Consider the following 19,813-nt stretch of genomic DNA (forward strand, 5'->3'; position numbering starts at 1 on the left):
CTTCAAAGTACCTGATGACTGACCAAGCGCCCGCTATCGACCAACTCCTGAAAAACCTCGATCACGCCATGCTCGCCGACCGCCACCGCTTGCGTCGGCAGTTGCTTGAGCTGCGCAAGAAGCCCGATGAGGAGAAGCTGGCGCAGTGGGTGGCGCGCATGCAGGCGTCCTGTGCCCAGGTCACGGCGCGCGCGGCCAGCGTGCCGCAGGTCCGCTATGACGACAGCCTGCCCATCGCCGCCAAGCGCGACGAGATCAAGGCGGCGTTGCTCAAGCATCAGGTGCTGATCATCGCGGGCGAAACCGGCTCGGGTAAAACCACGCAGTTGCCGAAGATCTGCCTGGAAATCGGTCGCGGCCAGTACGGCTTGATCGGCCATACCCAGCCCCGGCGGATCGCCGCGCGCAGTGTGGCGAGCCGGGTCGCGGAAGAGTTGGCCACACCGCTGGGGGCGCTGGTGGGCTATCAGGTGCGGTTCGAGGACCAGAGCGACGCCAACACCCTGATCAAGCTGATGACTGACGGCATCCTGCTGGCCGAAACCCAGAACGACCGATACCTCGAGCGCTACGACACAATCATCGTCGACGAAGCCCACGAGCGCAGCCTGAACATCGACTTCCTGCTTGGTTACCTGAAGACCCTGCTGCCACGCCGCCCGGACCTGAAAGTCATCATCACCTCGGCGACCATCGACCTGGAGCGTTTTTCCAAGCACTTCGACGATGCGCCGATTGTCGAGGTCTCCGGGCGCACGTTCCCGGTGGAAACCTGGTATCGCCCGCTGACCCTGGAGCAGGACGAGGAAGGCAACCGCGTCGAAGACGACTTGACCGTGGACCAGGCGATCCTTGCCACCCTTGATGAAATCGCCGCCTTTGAACGCAGCGAGCGCAAGAGCCCAGGCGATGTGCTGGTGTTCCTGCCCGGTGAGCGCGAGATCCGCGATGCCGCCGATATGCTGCGCAAGGCCCAGCTCAAGCACACGGAAATCCTGCCGTTGTACGCGCGCCTGTCGCCGGCCGAGCAGCAGCGTATTTTCCAGTCCCATCCGGGGCGGCGCGTGGTGCTGGCAACCAACGTCGCGGAAACCTCGCTGACCGTGCCGGGCATCCGCTATGTGATCGACAGCGGCACCGCACGCATCAGCCGCTACAGCTACCGGGCCAAGGTCCAGCGCCTGCCGATCGAGGCGATTTCCCAGGCCAGCGCCAACCAGCGCAAGGGCCGCTGCGGTCGGGTCGAGCCGGGCATTTGCGTGCGCCTGTTCAGCGAAGAAGATTTTATCGGGCGCCCGGAATTTACCGACCCGGAGATCCTGCGCACTAACCTGGCGGCGGTGATCCTGCAGATGCTGCACCTGCGCCTGGGTGAAATTACCGACTTCCCGTTTATCGAGCCGCCGGATGGCAAGGCCATCAGCGATGGCTTCAACCTGCTGCAGGAACTCTCGGCGGTGGACCGTAACAGCCAGCTGACACCCCTGGGCCGGCAACTGGCGCGCCTGCCGGTGGACCCGCGCATGGGCCGCATGCTGTTGGAAGCGGCCAAGCTCGGCAGTTTGCAGGAAGTGCTGATCGTCGCCAGTGCCATGTCGATCCAGGACCCGCGCGAGCGCCCGCCGGAGCGCCAGCAAGCGGCCGACCAGGCCCACGCGCAATGGAAGGATCCCGATTCGGACTTCGCCGGGCTGGTCAATCTGTGGCGCGGCTTTGAAGAGCAGCGCCAGGAACTGACCGCCAGCCCGCTGCGCAACTGGTGCCGCAAGAACTTCCTCAATTACCTGCGCCTGCGTGAGTGGCGCGACTCCCATCGCCAGTTGAGCCTGATCTGCCGTGATATGCAGTTGACGGTCAACAAGGAACCGGCGGACTTCGCGAAACTGCACAAGGCGGTGCTGTCCGGCCTGTTGAGCCAGATCGGCCAGAAAACCGAAGACGGCGACTACCTCGGCGCCCGCCAGCGGCGCTTCTGGATTCATCCGTCATCGGGCATCGGCAAGAAGCGCCCGCAATGGTTGATGACCGCCGAACTGGTGGAGACCACCAAGCTGTATGCGCGCATGGTGGCCAAGATTGATGCCGACTGGATCGAGCCATTGGCCGGGCACCTGATCAAGAAAAACCACTTCGAACCCCACTGGGAGAAGAAGCGCGGCCAGGTCGTGGCCTTTGAACAGATCACCCTGTTCGGCCTGATTGTGGTGGGGCGCCGGCCCGTGCATTACGGGCCGGTGGACCCCGTGGTGTCCCGCGAGCTGTTTATCCGCGAAGGCCTGGTGCGTGGCGAGATCCAGTCCCGGGCCAAGTGCCTGACTGCCAATCAACAGCTGCTGGAGCAATTGGACGAACTGGAAGCCAAGGCCCGGCGCCGCGATATCCTGGCTGACGAAGAAACCCTGTACGCCTTCTACGACGCGCGCCTGCCGGCAGAGATCCACCAGACGGCGACCTTCGACAGTTGGTACAAGATCACCAGCCAGAAAGACCCGCAACTGCTGATCATGCGCGAAGAAGACGTGCTGGCCCGCGAAGCCAGTGAAGTCACCGCCGCCCATTACCCTGACACCTTGCACCTGGGCGACCTGGCCCTGGCCTTGAGTTATCACTTTGAACCCAACCACCCGCGCGACGGTGTGACCTTGCGCGTGCCCGCACCGCTGTTGCCGGCCTTGCCCGCCGAGCGCCTGGAGTGGCTGGTGCCCGGGCTGATCGAAGCCAAGTGCATTGCCCTGGTGCGCAACCTGCCCAAGGCCCTGCGCAAGAACTTCGTGCCGGTGCCGGACTTCGTCAAGGCCGCGCTGCAACGGATCGAATTTGCCCAGGGCTCGCTGCCCCAGGCGCTGGGGCGTGAGCTGTTGCGCATGACCGGCGCGCGGGTCAGCGACGAAGCCTGGAGCGAAGCCGCGCAGCAGGTGGAAAACCACCTGAAGATGAACCTGGAAGTGGTCGATGCCCAGGGCAAGTTCCTCGGTGAGGGCCGCGACCTGGCAGCGCTGACTGCGCGGTTTGTCGAAGCCAGCCAGGCCGCCCTGGCAGTGCCGCAAACTGCCAAAAGCCAGCAGCCGGTGGAGGCCAAGGTCTTCGCGGCGGTTGCCGAGACTACCCAGCAGAAGATTGCGGGCCTGTCGATGACGGTGTATCCGGCGCTGGTAGAAGAAAACGGCACGGTCAAGGAAGGACGTTTCTCCACGGCCGCCGAAGCCGAGTTCCAGCATCGCCGCGCCTTGCAGCGCTTGTTGATGCAGCAATTGGCCGAGCCGGCAAAATTCCTGCGCGGCAAGCTGCCGGGCCTTACCGAGCTGGGGCTGATGTACCGCGAGCTGGGACGTATCGACGCCCTGGTGGAAGACATTTTGCTGGCCAGCCTCGACACCTGCGTGCTGGAAGGCGAGGCCAGCCTGCCCCGGGATGGCGCGGGCCTGGCAGCCCTGGCCGAGCGCAAGCGTGGTAGCTGGACCGAGCACGCTGAACGCCTGGCGCGCCTGACCCTGGAAGTATTGAAGCTGTGGCATGGCCTGCAAAAACGTTTCAAGGGCAAGATCGACCTGGCCCAGGCCGTGGCACTCAACGATATCAAGCAGCAACTAAGCAACCTGGTGTACCCGGGCTTTGTGCGCGAGACCCCGGCGCAGTGGTTCAAGGAACTGCCGCGCTATCTCAAGGCCATCGAGCTACGCCTGGAAAAACTGCCCAGCCAAGTGCAGAAGGACCGGGTCTGGAGCAGCGAGTTGAGTGGTCTGTGGAGCCAGTACCAGACGCGCCTGAACAAGCACACCCAGGAAGGCAAGCGCGATCCGCAGCTGGCGCTTTACCGCTGGTGGCTGGAGGAATACCGGGTGTCGTTGTTTGCCCAGCAGTTGGGCACCAAGGCACCGATTTCCGATAAGCGCTTGAGCAAACAGTGGAGCCAGGTCGAACCTTGACCTGTAGTGCCGGTGGCGGGTGTGCGCGTGACAGGCGCCAAACCCCCCGGTTTATGGCAAACTTCGCCGCTATAAATGCCGGGATCGTCTAGATTGGCTGTATCAGCCTCGACGCGCCGGGACAAAGCGTTTCCCCGTTTGATGTCCGCGCGGCGGACTAGAGCGACTTACGGTTTGGTACGAAGGTACCAATCCCTTCTGCCTGAACAGATTTAGAGGAACGACCGTGCATAACGTCGTCATCAGCGGCACAGGCCTGTACACCCCGGCCAACAGCATCTCCAACGAAGAGCTGGTGCAGTCTTTCAATGCTTACGTTCAACAGTTCAATGCCGACAACGCCGTGGCCATCGAGCAGGGCGACGTTCAGGCGTTGACCGAATCCAGCGCCGCCTTTATCGAAAAGGCTTCGGGTATCAAGAGCCGTTTTGTCATGGACAAGGACGGCATCCTCGACCCCAAGCGCATGACCCCCCGCCTGCCGGAGCGCTCCAACGACGAGTGGTCGATCCTCTGCCAGATGGCCGTGGGCGCCGCCGAGCAAGCCCTGCAGCGTGCCGGCAAGACCGCCGCCGATATCGACGGGGTGATCGTCGCCTGCTCCAACCTGCAACGCGCCTATCCGGCCATTGCCATCGAAGTCCAGGAAGCCCTGGGCATCCAGGGTTTTGGTTTTGACATGAACGTGGCGTGTTCTTCGGCGACTTTCGGTATCCAGAACGCCTGCAACAGCATCCAGCTGGGCCAGGCCCGTGCGATCCTGATGGTCAACCCGGAGATCTGCACCGGCCACCTGAACTTCCGTGACCGTGACAGCCACTTCATCTTTGGCGACGCGGCGACTGCGGTGATTCTGGAGCGTGCCGACCTGGCGACGTCCGAGCACCAGTTCGACGTGGTGAGCACCAAGTTGCTGACCAAGTTTTCCAACACCATTCGCAACAATTTCGGCTTCCTCAACCGCGCGGCGGAAGAGGGGATTGGTGCACCAGACAAGCTTTTCGTGCAAGAAGGCCGCAAAGTCTTCCGTGATGTCTGCCCGATGGTTGCCGAATTGATCGGCCAGCACCTGACGGAAAACCAGTTGAGCGTTACCGATGTGAAACGCTTCTGGCTGCACCAGGCCAACCTGAGCATGAACCATCTGATCGTCAAGAAGCTGCTGGGCCGTGAAGCCGAGATCGAAGAAGCGCCGGTGATTCTCGATACCTACGCCAACACCAGTTCGGCAGGTTCGGTGATTGCGTTCCACACCTACCAGGACGACCTGCCCAAGGGCGCGCTGGCGGTACTCAGCTCGTTTGGCGCCGGGTATTCGATTGGCAGCGTGATCCTGCGCAAGCGCTAAGAACCAGGCAATTGCGGTCACGTCTTGCACAATGAGGTTTTGAATGGCAGCAGCCGACGACGCGCACCTGCTTGAACGCCTGCTCAAGGGTGAGCAGCAGGCCTACAAGGAGTTGGTCACCACCTACCAGAGTGCGATGCGTGCAGTGGCCTACGCCATCGTTGGCCAGCGCCATGCCGACGAGGTGGTGCAGGACGCCTGGCTCTCGGTGGTGCGCAGCCTTGCCCGGTTTGAGGGGCGTTCCAGCCTCAAGACCTGGCTGCTGACCATCACCGCCAACTCGGCCAAGGGGCGCTACAAGCAGAACCGTCGCGAGGTGTTGCTGGACGACCTGCCGTCGCCCCATGGCACCATCGGCGATGAGCGCTTTGCCGCCGGCGATGAGCATTGGCTGATCGCGCCCTTTGCCTGGCACCAGGACACTCCCGAGGCGCTGCTCACCGAAAACGAGCTGCGTGAGTGTCTGGAGCACACCTTACTGAGCCTTTCCGAGCTGCAAAGCAGCGTGCTGCTGTTGCGCGAGCGCCAGGGGCTGGAGCTGGAGGAGATTTGTAATCTTCTGCAGATCTCGCTCTCCAATGTGCGTGTACTGCTGCACCGGGCGCGGCTTAAAGTCTTCGCTACGGTGGAGCATTTCGAGGAAACCGGCGAATGTTGACCTGCAAAGAACAAGTGGCGCGCTCCAGCGATTTTCTCGATGGGCAACTGACCTTTCGTGAGCGCCTGTTGATGCGCCATCACTTGATGTTTTGTGCCAATTGCCGGCGCTTCATTCGCCAGATGCGCCTGATGCAGGCCACCTTGCGCCTCCTGCCCGAACCGCCGGTGAGCGATGCCGAGGCGTTGGCTGAACGCCTGGCTTCGGAGCGTAAACGCAACTCCTGACCCTAGAGCTGTCTGCGCTTCCCAAGGCCTGCGACGTCATTGTCGTGGGCTTTTTTACGTCGTTGAAAAGCCTTTCGGTGAAAAACATTGCAGGTTTGTAAGTTTTTTTCACCTTTTTTTCACCTGGCATTTCTCGTACTTTTTCTGCTCAAACCCACGCCGGCCGTAGCGTTGCGCTTATTCCCGGTGGTTGTAAGAAAGTTCCCCTGTAATAAAATATTTATCTTGCGGCAACTTGTCTGAAATATCCCCTCGCCAAGATCCCCTCCCAACACCAGCGGGCCAGAACCCGTGTGTTTTCCAACGCAAAAGACCACCAATTAGGGGAATTCTTCGATGATCCGTAAGCACTTCGCCGGTTTCGCGGCCAGCGCCCTGGCCCTGGCCGTTACCGCCCAGGCTTTCGCTGGTACTGTCACTACTGACGGCGCCGATATCGTTGTCAAAACCAAGGGCGGCCTTGAGGTTGCTACCACCGACCAGAACTTCAGCTTCAAGCTGGGTGGTCGCTTGCAAGCCGATTACGGCACATTTGACGGCTTCTACACCAAGAACGGTGACTCGGGCGACGCTGCTTACTTCCGTCGCGCCTTCCTGGAACTGGGTGGCACCGTCTACAAGGATTTCAAATACCAGCTCAACTACGACTTCTCCCACAACTCGGGTAACTCCGACGACGGTTACTTCGACGAAGCGTCCATGTCCTATGTGGGCTTCAAGCCGGTGACCATCCGCGTCGGTCGCTTTGACCCGGATTTCGGTCTGGAAAAAGCCACCAGCTCCAAGTGGATCACCGCCATGGAGCGTAACTCGGCTTACGAGGTTGCAGACTGGGTCAACACCCACGAAAACGGCATGGGCATCCAGGTCAGCGGCACTGCGGCTGATATGTTCTACGGCTCCGCCAGCCTGGCTTCCAAGGACATCAACGACGAAGACGGCAAGGGCGTGAAGCAATTCAACGGCCGTATCGTGTTGGCACCGATGAACAAAGGCGGCAACGTCCTGCACTTCGGCTTGAACCTGGCGGCACGTGACCTGAACGACGCCGCCTTCGACTCGCGGATCCGTCCGCGTCTCGGCGCCCGTGGTGTAGCAACTACCGGTGGTAACGATGCCGGCTCCAACGGCAACCGCGCGACTTTCGGCGGTGGTGTGGGCCTGAACGCCAGCAACCTGACGGCGGTTGGCGCCTACGATACCGACACGGTATTCGGGGGTGAATTTGCCTTCGCCAGCGGTCCATTCTCGGTGCAGGCTGAAGCCCTGAGCCGCAAGATGAAAGCTGACAGCAATGCCTACCAGGACGTGAAAACCAGCGGTTTCTACGGCCAACTGGCCTACACCCTGACCGGCGAATCCCGTGCCTACAAGCTCGACGGCGGCAAGTTCGACGCCATCAAGCCTGAGAACAAGCAGTACGGCGCCTGGGAAGTGTTCTACCGCTACGACAACATCAAGGTTGACGACAAAAACATCGTCGTCAGCAGCGCTACCCGCGAAACCGGCGATGCCAAGGCCAACGTCAACACCCTGGGTGTGAACTGGTACGCCAACGAAGCGGTCAAGCTGTCCCTGAACTACAGCAAGGTCAGCACCGACAAGATCACCAACGCCAATGGCGATGACAGCGGTGATTCCATCGTCGGTCGTGTGCAGTACGTGTTCTAAGCAACGGTCATACCGCTCCAACGCGCTCTTTCTTCATCCGTTAAAGCGCGATCCTCTTTTTTACCCCGCCGATTGGCGGGGTTTTTTTTTGCTGCCCGCGCGGGCGGCGGGTTCTGTCAGAATGGCCTGAATATTGTGAGCGAGCGTTTACCGTCGGGGAATGGCATGCCGTTGAAACGTTTGAATAGCCTGTCCGAAGTATCGCCTGATGAATGGAACGCCTTGGTCCCCGAGGATCAGCCGTTTCTGCGCCATGCCTTCCTCAGTGCGCTGGAAGACAGTGCCAGCCTTGGCCGGCATTCTGGCTGGCAGCCGGAGCACTTGCTGCATTACGAGGGAGAGCGGCTGGTGGCGGCGCTGCCCAGCTACCGCAAATGGCACTCTTATGGCGAATACGTGTTCGACCATGGCTGGGCTGACGCTTGCGCACGCGCGGGCATCGAGTACTACCCCAAACTGCTGACAGCAGTGCCTTTCAGCCCGGTCAGCGGGCCGCGCTTGCTGGTGGCCAATGGTGCGGACGGCCTGGAGTTGCTCCAGAGCCTGCCTGGTTACCTGGAAATCGAAGGCCTTTCCAGTGCCCATATCAACTTCACCGATGCCCTGGCCGATGCCGCCCTGGGCCAGCAACCCGGTTGGCTTGCGCGTCTGGGTTGCCAGTTCCACTGGCAGAACCGCAGTTATCGCGACTTCCAGGACTTCCTCGACGCCCTGAGTTCGCGCAAACGCAAACAGATGCGCAAGGAGCGCGAACAGGTCGCGGGGCAGGGCATCGAGTTCGAGTGGCTGCAAGGCCATGAGCTGAGCGAGGCCCAGTGGGATTTTGTCTACGCCTGCTACGCCAACACCTACGCCGTGCGCCGGCAGTCACCGTACCTGACGCGGGCGTTTTTCAGCCTGCTGGCCGAGCGCATGCCGCAGGCGATACGGGTGGTGCTGGCCAAGCAAGGGGCGCGGCCGGTGGCCATGGCGTTCAGCCTGATCGGAGGCGACAGCCTATATGGCCGCTATTGGGGCTGCCTGGGCGAATTTGACCGGCTGCATTTCGAGACCTGCTTCTATCAAGGCATGGACTACGCGATCGCCAATGGCCTGCAGCGTTTCGACGCCGGGGCCCAGGGCGAGCACAAGTTGATTCGTGGGTTTGAGCCGGTGATTACCCATTCCTGGCACTACTTGCGCCATCCAGGCTTGAAAACCGCTGTGGCGGATTTCCTGGAACGCGAGCGGGTGGGGATTCTGGCGTATGCCGAGGAGGCGCGTTTGGCGTTGCCTTATCGACAGGTGTAGGAGCCAGCTTGCCGGCGATGACGGTGTATCTGCCCATGATGTGCTGGCAGTTAGTCCGTTATCGCCGGCAAGCCAGCGTCTACAAGGTGCATCGCGGTTGGATCAGGCCTTTTCTTCCTTGCCCAACCAACGGTAGGTGATGCCACCGATCACCGCGCCAAGGATCGGCGCCAGCCAGAACAGCCACAGTTGCTGGATTGCCCACCCGCCGACAATCAGCGCAGGGCCGGTGCTGCGGGCCGGGTTGACCGAGGTGTTGGTGACCGGAATGGAGATCAGGTGGATCAGCGTCAGCCCCAGGCCAATGGCGATGGGCGCCAGGCCAGCCGGTGCACGACGGTCGGTGGCGCCGAGGATGATCAGCACGAACATCGCGGTCATCACCAGTTCAGTGACAAACCCCGCCGCCATTGAATAGCCGCCCGGCGAATGTTCACCGTAACCATTGGATGCCAGCCCCGCCGCCAGTTCGAAACCCGGTTTGCCGCTGGCAATGAAGTACAGCAAGGCCGCTGCCACTACGCCGCCAATGACTTGCGCGACGATATACGCAGGCATCTCCTTGGCCGCAAACCTGCCGCCGACCACCAAGCCCACGGTGACCGCCGGGTTGAGGTGACAGCCGCTGATATGGCCAATGGCAAATGCCATGGTCAACACGGTAAGCCCGAAGGCCAGCGATACGCCCAACAGGCCGATTCCGACATCCGGGAAGGCTGCGGCCAGAACGGCACTCCCGCAGCCACCCAACACCAGCCAAAACGTACCCAACCCTTCCGTAACGGAACGTCTGAACAGAGACATGAACGCGTCCTTCTAAATCAACGGGTGTGATGCTTCCCTGCAGTCTGATGTCAGGGCCCTCCTGGACCCTGATTGCAGTACAGCAGGATTGTGATACACGGCCAGCAAGATAGAAAAAACTGTCAGAATTGTTCGGAATTGATAGCGCCGTTAGTAGTCCGAAATCAGTCGATACCTACGAAACCTCCGGTCTGGTGCTGCCACAATCGCGAGTACAGGCCGCCATGTGCCAGCAACTGGGCATGGCTGCCACTCTCGGCGATCTGGCCTTTTTCCAGGACCACCAACCTGTCCATTCGGGCAATCGTGGACAGGCGGTGAGCGATGGCGATCACCGTCTTGCCTTGCATCAGGGTTTCCAGGCTTTCCTGGATGGCCGCTTCCACTTCCGAGTCCAGGGCCGAGGTGGCTTCGTCCATGATCAGGATCGGTGCGTCCTTGAGCAGGACCCGGGCGATAGCGATGCGTTGGCGTTGCCCGCCGGAGAGTTTCACCCCGCGCTCACCGACGTGGGCATCCAGGCCAATCCGGCCCTCGGCGTCCGACAGCAGCGGGATAAATTCGTCGGCGCGGGCCTTGCGGATCGCGTCCCAGAGCTCTTGGTCAGTGGCATCGGGCTTGCCATACAGCAAGTTGTCGCGGATCGAGCGGTGCAGCAGCGAGGTGTCCTGGGTAATCATGCCGATGCGTTCGCGCAGGCTTTCCTGGGCCACTTCGGCAATGTTCTGGCCGTCGATCAGGATGCGTCCGCCTTGCAGGTCGTAGAGGCGCAGCAGCAGGTTGACCAGGGTCGATTTGCCGGCACCGGACGGGCCAATCAGGCCGATCTTCTCCCCCGGTTTGATGACCAGGTTCAGGCCACCGATGATGCCGCTGCTCTTGCCATAGTGGAAGTCGACCTGTTCGAAGCGCACTTCGCCGCGGGGCACGCTCAGGCGCGGGGCGTTTTCGCGGTCGATCACCGCCAGCGGCTGGGCGATGGTTTTCAGACCGTCCTGGACCATGCCGATGTTCTCGAAAATGCCGTTGACCACCCACATGATCCAGCCGGACATGTTGACGATGCGGATCACCAGGCCGGTGGCCAGGGCAATGGCACCGACCGAGATCAGCGACTGCGTCCACAGCCACAGGGCCAGGCCGGTGGTGGTGACGATCAGCAGGCCGTTCATGGTGGTGATGACCACGTCCATGCTGGTGACCACGCGGCTGGCCAGCTGGGTTTTTTCGGTTTGCTCGATGATCGCTTCCTTGGCGTACTCCTGTTCGGACTGGGTGTGGGCGAACAGCTTCAAGGTGGTGATATTGGTGTAGCCATCAACGATGCGGCCCATCAATTTGGAGCGCGCCTCGGACGAGATGACCGAGCGTTCCTTGACCCGTGGCACGAAGTAGCGCAGCGCCAGGCTGTAGGCGATGATCCAGGTGACCAGCGGGATCATCAGGCGCCAGTCGGCTTCGGCGAACAGCACCAGGGAGCTGATGGCGTAGATTGCTACGTGCCAGATGGCATCGACGGCGGCCACGGCCGAGTCGCGCAGCGAGTTGCCGGTCTGCATGATGCGCTGGGCAATACGCCCGGCGAAGTCGTTCTGGAAGAAGTTCAGGCTCTGCTTGAGCACATAGCTGTGGTTCTGCCAGCGGATCAGGCTGGTCATGCCGGGGCTGATGGTCTGGTGCACCAGCAAATCGTGCAGGGCACCGAAGATCGGGCGCAGCAGCAAGGCAACCACGGCCATCCAGATCAACTCGGTGGCGTGGATCTGGAAGAAGTTGGCCGGCGGCGTGCCTTGGGCCAGGTCGATGATGCGGCTCAGGTAGCTGAACAGCGCCACTTCAATCAGCGCGCCGATCAGGCCCACCACCAACAGCGCGGCAAAACACGGCCACACCTGGCGCAGGTAATAGAGGTAGAAGGGTAGGACTTTATCCGGAGGTGCCGCGCTGGGAGCGTCGCGGAAGATGTCGATCAGTTGTTCAAAACGACGATAGAGCATTAGGTCTGACGCCCGCCGGGCGGGCTCTCCTTGTTAAAGACGCGCGCGGCCTTGTGGGCGGCGCGCGCAACTCCCTGTGAACCTTAGTCGATGCGCTTGGCCGACTTGATCAGGACAGGGTCGATAGGCACGTTTTGCATGCCTTGTTTGGTAGTGGTTTGCGAGTTGACGATGATATCGACCACGTCCATGCCCTTGACCACTTTGGCGAACACCGCGTAGCCCGCATCGCGGCCTGGGTCGAGGAAGGCGTTGTCGGCCACGTTGATAAAGAACTGGCTGGTGGCCGAGTTCGGATTGCTGGTGCGGGCCATGGACAAGGTGCCGCGCACGTTATGCAAGCCGTTGCTGGCTTCGTTCTTGATCGGCGCTTCAGTAGGCTTTTGCGACATCTGCTGGGTGAACCCGCCACCTTGCACCATAAAACCCGGGATCACCCGATGAAAAATGGTGTTGGTGTAGAAGCCCTTGTCGACGTAGGACAGGAAGTTCTCGGTACTGATCGGCGCCTTGACCGGATCCAGTTCGATTTCGATGTCGCCATTGGTGGTGGAGATCAATACGTGTGGTGCCTTGGCCGGCGTGGCCGCCATCAGGTTGGCAGCAAACAGAACAGAACCGGCAAAAACGGCGATTTTTTTCAGCATGGGTCAGTGATCCTGGGAAGTGGTTTCGACTGTCTTGAGAAAATCGAGCAGGGTTGTGTTGAAGGTTTCGGGTTGGTCCAGCGGTGTCGCGTGACGCGAATCCTCGATCACCACCAACCGCGCATCAGGCAGCAGTTTTACATAGATTTCTTTTTGCGCCACTGGGGTGTAGTCGTGGTCGGCGCTGATGACCAGGGTTGGACAGGCGATTCTGCAGAGTCGTTCCTGTACGCCCCAGCCCACAATGGCATCGAAGCTGGCGAGGTAAGCACGTTTGTCGTTTCTTGCCCAGCGTTCGCGCATTTTGCGCCGCAGGTCGGCCTGTGCGGGTTTGGGGAACAACCGGTCGCCGAGTGCCTTGCCGATGGTATTCAAGCTGAGCACGCGGGCCAGGCCCCAGCGCTTGGCCCATTGCCAATAGTCATTGGCGCTGCGCACCTTGACCTCGGGCGCGCTGTTGACGATACACAGGCTTTTGAGCAACTGCGGTTGGTCGACCGCCAGTTGAAAGGCGATCATCCCGCCCATCGACAGGCCGACCACATGGGCAGCGGGCAGTTGCAGGTGTTCGATCAACGCCACCAGGTCTGCGGTAAAGCCGGCGATGCTGTAGCGCTCCCGGGGTTTGTCGGAGCGCCCGTGACCGCGCACATCCAGCAGCACCAGGCGGTAATGCCGGGACAACACGGGGATTTGCAGTTCCCAATCCTGGCAACTGGAGCCCAGGCCGTGGATCAGGATCAGTGGCACGCCGTGGCCATATTCCTCGTAATGCAGGGTGCAACCTTCATGTTCGAAATAGGCCATGGGTGAACTCCGTGTCAGGCTTGCCGGGGAGCGGCAAAGGGTGCGTCCAGCGGTGCAGTGTCGAAGGTGCGCAGCAGCTCGACCAGAATCTGCGTGGCCGGGCCCAGGGGCTTGTCCTTGTTCGAGTACAGGTAGAACGTGGGGTGGCGGCTGCCGCCTTGCTCCAGGGGCAGTTGCTTGAGCAGGCCTTCCTTTAGCTCACGCTCGATCATGTGCCGGGGCAGCCAGGCAAACCCCAGGCCGCTGCCGACGAAGGCGGCGGCGGTGGCCAGGCTGCCCACGGTCCAGCGCTGCTCGGCGCCGAGCCAGCCGACGTCCCGCGGTTGCTGGCGACCGGAGTCGCGGATCACCACCTGCATCTGGCTTTCCAGGTCCTGGAAGCTCAGTTCGCGGTTGAGCCGGTGCAACGGGTGTTCAGGGTGGGCCACGGCGACAAATTCCACGTCGCTCATTTCCGTGCCCAGGTAGCCGGGAATGCTGAAGCCGCTAATTGCCAGGTCGGCCACGCCTTCAATCAGCAGCTCCTCGACACCCGACAGCACTTCTTCGCGCAGGCGCACGCGGCAGCCCCGGCTTTGCGGCATAAAGGCGGTGAGGGCGCGCACCAGGCGGGCGTTGGGGTAGGCGGCATCGACCACCAGGCGTACTTCGGCCTCCCAGCCTTGTTCCATATGATGGGCCAGGTCTTCCAACTGGCTGGCGTTTTTGACCAGTTGCCGGGAGCGGCGCAACAGCACCTCGCCGGCCTCGGTGAGCACGGCCTTGCGCCCGTCGATGCGCAATAGAGGCACGCCCAACTGGTCTTGCATGCGGGCCACGGTGTAGCTCACCGAGGATTGCGAGCGGTGCAGCACTTCGGCTGCCTGGGCGAAGCCGCCATGGTCAACCACGGCTTGCAACGTGCGCCATTGATCAAGGGTCACGCGGGGCGCTTTCAAGATGAGCTCCTCTTGTCCTAAGCTGGCGGTCCTTATTGGAGACTGCCGAATGAGAAAATTCTGTTGTGTATTGCTGGCACTGTTGCCGTTGAGCGCGTTCGCCTATCCGATCGATGTGTCAAAGTCGATCAAGGGGGTCAGCATCGACTACAACGCTTCCGATGTTGACGGTGATATCAGCTCCATCCAGCTCAGTAACTACGGCAGCAATGACGCTGCGTGTACGGTCGCGTTTACCAATGGCCCGGAGCCAGCGCGGGTGCGCAAGGTCACGGTCCCTGCCGGGAAAAGCACCAACACTACGGTCAAGTTCAGCCGCGCGATTATCAAGATGCGGATCAAACTGACCTGCGAACCCAAATAATTCGCTGCGGGGCCTTGGCCATGCCCCGCTTATAAACAACTTTATAGATGGGTTATAGCAGTTTTTTGCGCTTTTTTATCGAATGGGCTCTGTTTAACCTTCACTCCATCGACTTACAGCAATTACCGATGGAGCTTACAAAGCCATGTCTAACGTTCTGATCATCGAAAGCAGCGCCCGCCAGCAGGATTCTATTTCCCGCCAACTGACCCAACAGTTCATCAGCCAATGGCAGGCGGCCCATCCGGCCGATCAGATCACCGTGCGCGACCTGGCCGTCAACCCAGTGCCGCACCTGGACGCCAACCTGTTGGGCGGCTGGATGAAGCCGGCCGAGCAGCGCAGCGTGGATGAGCAGGCGTCCCTGGAGCGCTCCAACCACCTGACCGACGAACTGCTGGCCGCCGATGTGCTGGTGATGGCCGCGCCGATGTACAACTTCGCCATCCCCAGCACCCTCAAGGCCTGGCTTGACCATGTGTTGCGGGCCGGCGTGACCTTCAAGTACACCGCCACCGGTCCCCAGGGCCTGTTGACCGGCAAGCGCGCGTTTGTGCTGACCGCCCGTGGTGGCATCCACACCGGCGCGAGCAGCGATCATCAGGAACCGTATCTGCGCCAGGTCATGGGTTTTATCGGGATCCATGATGTGACCTTTATCCACGCCGAAGGGGTGAACCTGGGTGGCGACTTCCAGGAAAAGGGCTTGAACCACGCCAAGGCCCTGCTGGCACAGGTTGCCTGACGCGTTAATCGCCAGATAATCGCACGGTGTTTTTATAGCTCCACGCAACCCTTCAAGTACGCGTATCGAACCTCCCTTTGCACTTGTTGCTCCTGAGTGCTCCTGCCCGACTGCCGCTTTAGCGAGGTCGGGTTTTTTTTGCGCCGAGTTTCGCCCCGCCGTGAAAGACGCTAATGTCGCGCCCATTCGAATATGAGGCACACATGGGCTACTTACTGATTGTCACGCTGATCCAGGCGTTTTCCTTCAGCCTGATCGGCGAATACCTGGCGGGTCATGTCGACAGCTATTTCGCCGTGCTGGTGCGCGTGCTGCTGGCCGGGCTGGTGTTTATCCCCCTGACCCGCTGGCGCTCGGTGGAGCCTGCGTTCATGCGCGGCATGCTGCTGATCGGCGCGTTGCAGTTCGGCGTGACGTACGTGTGTCTGTATTTGAGCTTCCGCGTGTTGACGGTGCCGGAGGTGTTGCTGTTCACCATCCTCACGCCATTGCATGTGACCTTGATCGAAGACGCGTTGAACCGGCGCTTCAACCCCTGGGCGCTGATTGCCGCGCTGGTGGCGGTGGCGGGGGCGGCGGTGATCCGCTTTGACCAGATCAACCCGGACTTCTTCATGGGCTTTTTGTTGCTGCAACTGGCCAACTTCACCTACGCCGCCGGGCAGGTGCTGTACCGGCGCCTGGTGGCACGACACCCGAGCGACCTGCCGCACTACCGGCGCTTTGGCTATTTCTACCTGGGGGCATTGGCCGTGGTGTTGCCGGCGTTCCTGCTGTTCGGCAAGGCCAACTTCCTGCCTGAAGCGCCGTTGCAGTGGGGTGTGTTGCTGTTTCTGGGCCTGGTCAGCACTGCCTTGGGTCTGTACTGGTGGAACAAGGGCGCCTGCCTGGTCAACGGCGGCACCCTGGCGGTGATGAACAACCTGCATGTGCCGGTGGGGCTGCTGCTCAATCTGCTGATCTGGAACCAGCATGAGCCGCTGGGGCGCCTGTTCCTGGGCGGGGCGGTGATTGTGGCGGCGGTGTGGATCAGCCGGTTGGGGATTCGCCCGGCGCCGCTCAGCCGGCAATGATCGTTCCCAAAGGTGGGGGCGGGCTTGCCCGCGATAGCGGACGATCAGTAACAGATGTGTTGACTGACCCACCGCTATCGCGGGCAAGCCCTCTCTAACCAGGCGCTGCTTCGCGCCTGGTTAGAGCGTAGCCTTCTCCGGCACCGGCAAATGACTGGCACCCAACACCGCCGGCAGTACTCCGGCCCGCAGGTCATTACCACTCGGCTGCTGATACAGGCTCAAACCAAACTCCGGCAGCACCGCCAGTAAGTAGTCAAAAATATCCCCCTGGATCCGCTCGTAATCCGCCCACGCCGTGGTGCGGGTAAAGCAGTAGATTTCCAGGGGCACACCCTGGGAGGTGGTCTGCATCTGGCGCACCATGCAGGTCATGTTCGGTTGGATATCCGGATGGCTCTTCAGATAAGCCAGGGCATAGGCGCGGAAGGTGCCCAGGTTGGTCATGCGCCGGCGGTTGGCCGACAACTGCGCGCTGTGGCCCTGGGCTTCGTTCCAGGCCTTCAATTCTGCCTGTTTGCGGCTGATGTAGTCGGTCAGCAGGTGGACCTGGGTCATCCGCACTTCTTCATCATCACGCAGGAAACGCACGCCGGCCGCGTCGATAAACAGGCTGCGCTTGATCCGCCGCCCGCCCGAGGCCTGCATGCCGCGCCAGTTCTTGAACGATTCGGACATCAGGCGCCAGGTGGGGATCGAGACGATGGTCTTGTCGAAGTTCTGCACCTTGACCGTATGCAAGGTGATGTCCACCACATCACCATCGGCGCCGACCTGGGGCATTTCGATCCAGTCGCCGACCCGCAGCATGTCGTTGCTGGTCAATTGCACACTGGCGACAAATGACAGCAGCGTGTCCTTGTAGACCAACAGGATCACCGCCGACATCGCACCCAGCCCTGACAGCAGCAACAGCGGCGAGCGGTCGATCAAGGTTGCAACGATGATGATCGCGCCAAACACGAACAGCACCATTTTCGCCAGTTGCACATAGCCCTTGATCGAGCGCGTGCGGGCATGTTCGGTGCGTGCGTAGATATCCAGCAGGGCGTTGAGCAGGGCGCTCATGGCCAATACCTGGAACAGAATGGTGAACGCCAGCGCCACGTTGCCGATAAACAGCGTGCTGGTCTTGCTCAATTCCGGCACCAGGTGCAGGCCGAACTGGATCACCAGCGACGGCGTCATCTGGGCCAGGCGGTGGAAGACTTTGTTATGGCGCAGGTCATTGAGCCAATGCAGGGCAGGTTGGCGGCCGAGCAACTTGACCGCATGCAGGATCAGGTAGCGTGCCACCCGTCCGACCAGCAGGGCCACCACCAGCAGCACCAGCAAAGCCAGGCTTGAATGCAGTAGCGGATGTTGGTCCAGGGCACCCCAGAGGTCTTGGACGTTGAGCCAGAGCTGTTTGATATCCATGGTTTAACGCGATTCTTCTGTAAGACATGACGGGGCGATTAGAGCATTTAAGTGCTGCAAAGTTGTGCAGGCAGACAAATCACCTGACAAAAAACCATCTGTTTGGCCCACTTCGCGTAAAGAAACTCGGCCTGAGCGCCCGAAACCGTTACCCTATGCAGCTGATTTTTTGTATTTCTTCGAGGTAGCACCCGTGTTTTCCCAATTCGCCCTGCACGAACGCCTGCTCAAAGCCGTGGCCGAGCTTAAATTTGTCGAGCCTACGCCTGTGCAAGCAGCGGCCATCCCGCTCGCGCTCGAAGGGCGTGACCTGCGGGTGACGGCTCAAACCGGGAGTGGCAAGACCGCCGCTTTCGTCCTGCCGATCCTCAACCGTCTGATCGGCCCGGCCAAGATCCGCGTCAGCATCAAGACCCTGATCCTGCTGCCTACCCGTGAGCTGGCCCAGCAGACCTTGAAGGAAGTGGAACGCTTCTCGCAGTTCACCTTCATCAAGTCCGGCCTGATCACCGGGGGCGAAGACTTCAAGGTCCAGGCCGCCATGCTGCGCAAGGTCCCGGATATCCTGATCGGTACCCCTGGGCGGATGATCGAGCAACTGAACGCCGGCAACCTGGACCTCAAGGAAGTCGAAGTGCTGGTGCTGGACGAAGCCGACCGCATGCTCGACATGGGCTTTGCCGACGACGTGCAGCGCCTCGTCGAAGAGTGCGTCAACCGCCAGCAGACCATGCTGTTCTCCGCCACCACCGGCGGCTCGACCCTGCGCGAGATGGTCGCCAAGGTCCTGAACAACCCTGAGCACCTGCAGGTCAATAACGTCAGCGACCTGAACTCCACCACCCGCCAGCAGATCGTCACCGCTGACCACAATGTGCATAAAGAGCAGATTCTCAACTGGCTGCTGGCCAACGAGACTTATCAGAAAGCCATCGTGTTCACCAACACCCGTGCCATGGCCGACCGGATCTACGGGCGCCTGGTGGCGCAGGAGTACAAGGCGTTTGTATTGCACGGTGAGAAGGACCAGAAGGACCGCAAGCTGGCGATCGACCGACTCAAGCAGGGCGGCGTGAAGATTCTGGTAGCCACCGACGTCGCCGCCCGCGGCCTGGACGTGGAAGGCCTGGACATGGTGATCAACTTCGATATGCCGCGCAGCGGCGACGAATATGTGCACCGTATCGGCCGTACCGGGCGTGCCGGCAACGATGGCCTGGCCATCTCGCTGATCTGCCATGGCGACTGGAACCTGATGTCGAGCATCGAGCGCTACCTCAAGCAGTCGTTCGAGCGCCGCACCATCAAGGAAGTCAAAGGCACCTACACCGGGCCGAAGAAGGTCAAGGCTTCGGGCAAGGCCGTGGGCGTGAAGAAGAAAAAGGTCGACGCCAAGGGCGACAAGAAGAAAACCGGCGCCAAGTCGCCGACCAAGCGCAAGATCGCCAACCGGCCGAAGACCGACAACCTGTCGTTGGTCAGCAAGGACGGCATGGCGCCGCTCAAGCGCCGCAAGCCAGAAGCACCGGCTGCCGAGTAATACGCCAGCGCACTAAAAAACCGGACAATGTCCGGTTTTTTTATGCCCTCAGTTTTTCGCCTTGGCCGCCGCTTCCTTCAACTCCTTGAGTCGCGCCTCGATCAACTGGCACTTGTCGGGAAATTTCGCACTTTCGGTGTCCAGGTCCATCTGCTGCAGCTCGTCGTTGATTTCCTTGGCCTTGGTCGGGTTCTGCTGGGTGAGGGTGCTGACTTCCTTGGCCAGTTGTTCGCGTTTTTCCGTGGCTTCTTCCGGGGTACAGGCCCGGGCGGGCAGGGCGCTCAACAGGGCGGCGGCGACAGCCAGTTGCATCAGGGTTTTCATGGGGTAGACCTCCTTGGCGGTGATACCCGGTTGAG

At 61.0% G+C, this 19,813-nt stretch carries 17 protein-coding genes; 10 read left to right on the forward strand and 7 right to left on the reverse strand.

Annotated elements, in window-relative coordinates:
- Positions 1–14: 14 nt before the first annotated feature.
- The 6 genes from hrpA (at position 15) to K1X80_RS08300 (ending at position 9,120) form a co-directional block, all read left to right on the forward strand.
- On the forward strand, positions 15–3,926 hold the full coding sequence (gene hrpA, locus K1X80_RS08275) for an ATP-dependent RNA helicase HrpA (protein ID WP_057958822.1): 3,912 nt from the start codon (positions 15–17) through the stop codon (positions 3,924–3,926).
- 226 nt (positions 3,927–4,152) lie between these two features.
- On the forward strand, positions 4,153–5,274 hold the full coding sequence (locus K1X80_RS08280; RefSeq protein ID WP_057958823.1) for a beta-ketoacyl-ACP synthase III: 1,122 nt from the start codon (positions 4,153–4,155) through the stop codon (positions 5,272–5,274).
- A 43-nt stretch (positions 5,275–5,317) separates the two neighbouring features.
- The gene (locus K1X80_RS08285; protein WP_057441254.1) at positions 5,318–5,932 is read left to right on the forward strand and encodes an RNA polymerase sigma factor; all 615 of its coding nucleotides are present in this window, start codon (positions 5,318–5,320) and stop codon (positions 5,930–5,932) included.
- Entirely contained in the window at positions 5,926–6,159 is a 234-nt protein-coding gene (locus tag K1X80_RS08290; RefSeq protein ID WP_057441249.1) for an anti-sigma factor, read from the forward strand. Before K1X80_RS08285 ends, K1X80_RS08290 begins: the two co-directional genes overlap by 7 nt.
- A gap of 336 nt (positions 6,160–6,495) precedes the next feature.
- A complete protein-coding gene (locus tag K1X80_RS08295; protein WP_057441247.1) occupies positions 6,496–7,830 on the forward strand; it encodes an OprO/OprP family phosphate-selective porin in 1,335 nt (444 codons plus the stop codon).
- A gap of 165 nt (positions 7,831–7,995) precedes the next feature.
- Positions 7,996–9,120 (forward strand): GNAT family N-acetyltransferase, encoded by a 1,125-nt coding sequence (locus tag K1X80_RS08300; RefSeq protein WP_186625255.1) that lies wholly within the window; start codon positions 7,996–7,998, stop codon positions 9,118–9,120.
- 102 nt (positions 9,121–9,222) lie between these two features.
- On the opposite strand, the gene aqpZ is transcribed toward K1X80_RS08300, so the two are convergent.
- The 5 genes from aqpZ to K1X80_RS08325 all read right to left on the reverse strand — a co-directional run bounded on the left by aqpZ (position 9,223) and on the right by K1X80_RS08325 (position 14,313).
- The gene (aqpZ, locus tag K1X80_RS08305; RefSeq protein ID WP_057441240.1) at positions 9,223–9,924 is read right to left on the reverse strand and encodes an aquaporin Z; all 702 of its coding nucleotides are present in this window, start codon (positions 9,922–9,924) and stop codon (positions 9,223–9,225) included.
- A 164-nt stretch (positions 9,925–10,088) separates the two neighbouring features.
- A complete protein-coding gene (locus K1X80_RS08310; protein WP_186625257.1) occupies positions 10,089–11,921 on the reverse strand; it encodes an ABC transporter ATP-binding protein in 1,833 nt (610 codons plus the stop codon).
- Between the two features lie 83 nt (positions 11,922–12,004).
- Entirely contained in the window at positions 12,005–12,568 is a 564-nt protein-coding gene (locus K1X80_RS08315; protein ID WP_057441236.1) for a peptidylprolyl isomerase, read from the reverse strand.
- Positions 12,569–12,571: 3 nt separating this feature from the next.
- Entirely contained in the window at positions 12,572–13,375 is an 804-nt protein-coding gene (locus K1X80_RS08320) for an alpha/beta fold hydrolase (protein ID WP_057958826.1), read from the reverse strand.
- A 14-nt stretch (positions 13,376–13,389) separates the two neighbouring features.
- Positions 13,390–14,313 (reverse strand): LysR family transcriptional regulator, encoded by a 924-nt coding sequence (locus K1X80_RS08325; RefSeq protein ID WP_057441231.1) that lies wholly within the window; start codon positions 14,311–14,313, stop codon positions 13,390–13,392.
- Between the two features lie 49 nt (positions 14,314–14,362).
- Between K1X80_RS08325 and K1X80_RS08330 the strand changes: the two genes are divergently transcribed.
- The 3 genes from K1X80_RS08330 to K1X80_RS08340 all read left to right on the forward strand — a co-directional run bounded on the left by K1X80_RS08330 (position 14,363) and on the right by K1X80_RS08340 (position 16,495).
- On the forward strand, positions 14,363–14,677 hold the full coding sequence (locus K1X80_RS08330; RefSeq protein WP_057441229.1) for a hypothetical protein: 315 nt from the start codon (positions 14,363–14,365) through the stop codon (positions 14,675–14,677).
- Between the two features lie 145 nt (positions 14,678–14,822).
- On the forward strand, positions 14,823–15,422 hold the full coding sequence (locus K1X80_RS08335) for an FMN-dependent NADH-azoreductase (protein WP_057444346.1): 600 nt from the start codon (positions 14,823–14,825) through the stop codon (positions 15,420–15,422).
- Between the two features lie 203 nt (positions 15,423–15,625).
- Positions 15,626–16,495, forward strand: a complete 870-nt coding sequence (locus K1X80_RS08340) for a carboxylate/amino acid/amine transporter (protein WP_057441227.1) — start codon at positions 15,626–15,628, stop codon at positions 16,493–16,495.
- 120 nt (positions 16,496–16,615) lie between these two features.
- On the opposite strand, the gene K1X80_RS08345 is transcribed toward K1X80_RS08340, so the two are convergent.
- Entirely contained in the window at positions 16,616–17,914 is a 1,299-nt protein-coding gene (locus K1X80_RS08345) for a mechanosensitive ion channel family protein (protein WP_057958828.1), read from the reverse strand.
- Positions 17,915–18,107: 193 nt separating this feature from the next.
- Here K1X80_RS08345 and K1X80_RS08350 point away from each other — a divergent pair, with 193 nt between their 5' ends.
- Positions 18,108–19,454, forward strand: coding sequence for a DEAD/DEAH box helicase (locus tag K1X80_RS08350; protein WP_057441220.1), 1,347 nt, complete (start codon positions 18,108–18,110; stop codon positions 19,452–19,454).
- Positions 19,455–19,502: 48 nt separating this feature from the next.
- On the opposite strand, the gene K1X80_RS08355 is transcribed toward K1X80_RS08350, so the two are convergent.
- Positions 19,503–19,778, reverse strand: a complete 276-nt coding sequence (locus K1X80_RS08355) for a hypothetical protein (protein WP_057958829.1) — start codon at positions 19,776–19,778, stop codon at positions 19,503–19,505.
- Positions 19,779–19,813 lie beyond the last annotated feature (35 nt).

Origin of the sequence: Pseudomonas sp. So3.2b, assembly GCF_019464415.1 — a bacterium.
GTDB lineage: Bacteria > Pseudomonadota > Gammaproteobacteria > Pseudomonadales > Pseudomonadaceae > Aquipseudomonas > Aquipseudomonas shahriarae.

What these genes read in the sequence shown, in the direction of transcription:
- hrpA (WP_057958822.1), top strand. Translation starts at nt 15, where the DNA reads ATGACTGACCAAGCGCCCGCTATCGACCAACTCCTGAAAAACCTCGAT.
- K1X80_RS08285 (WP_057441254.1), top strand. Translation starts at nt 5,318, where the DNA reads ATGGCAGCAGCCGACGACGCGCACCTGCTTGAACGCCTGCTCAAGGGT.
- K1X80_RS08290 (WP_057441249.1), top strand. Translation starts at nt 5,926, where the DNA reads ATGTTGACCTGCAAAGAACAAGTGGCGCGCTCCAGCGATTTTCTCGAT.
- K1X80_RS08295 (WP_057441247.1), top strand. Translation starts at nt 6,496, where the DNA reads ATGATCCGTAAGCACTTCGCCGGTTTCGCGGCCAGCGCCCTGGCCCTG.
- K1X80_RS08300 (WP_186625255.1), top strand. Translation starts at nt 7,996, where the DNA reads ATGCCGTTGAAACGTTTGAATAGCCTGTCCGAAGTATCGCCTGATGAA.
- aqpZ (WP_057441240.1), bottom strand. Translation starts at nt 9,924, where the DNA reads ATGTCTCTGTTCAGACGTTCCGTTACGGAAGGGTTGGGTACGTTTTGG.
- K1X80_RS08310 (WP_186625257.1), bottom strand. Translation starts at nt 11,921, where the DNA reads ATGCTCTATCGTCGTTTTGAACAACTGATCGACATCTTCCGCGACGCT.
- K1X80_RS08315 (WP_057441236.1), bottom strand. Translation starts at nt 12,568, where the DNA reads ATGCTGAAAAAAATCGCCGTTTTTGCCGGTTCTGTTCTGTTTGCTGCC.
- K1X80_RS08320 (WP_057958826.1), bottom strand. Translation starts at nt 13,375, where the DNA reads ATGGCCTATTTCGAACATGAAGGTTGCACCCTGCATTACGAGGAATAT.
- K1X80_RS08330 (WP_057441229.1), top strand. Translation starts at nt 14,363, where the DNA reads ATGAGAAAATTCTGTTGTGTATTGCTGGCACTGTTGCCGTTGAGCGCG.
- K1X80_RS08335 (WP_057444346.1), top strand. Translation starts at nt 14,823, where the DNA reads ATGTCTAACGTTCTGATCATCGAAAGCAGCGCCCGCCAGCAGGATTCT.
- K1X80_RS08340 (WP_057441227.1), top strand. Translation starts at nt 15,626, where the DNA reads ATGGGCTACTTACTGATTGTCACGCTGATCCAGGCGTTTTCCTTCAGC.
- K1X80_RS08345 (WP_057958828.1), bottom strand. Translation starts at nt 17,914, where the DNA reads ATGGATATCAAACAGCTCTGGCTCAACGTCCAAGACCTCTGGGGTGCC.
- K1X80_RS08355 (WP_057958829.1), bottom strand. Translation starts at nt 19,778, where the DNA reads ATGAAAACCCTGATGCAACTGGCTGTCGCCGCCGCCCTGTTGAGCGCC.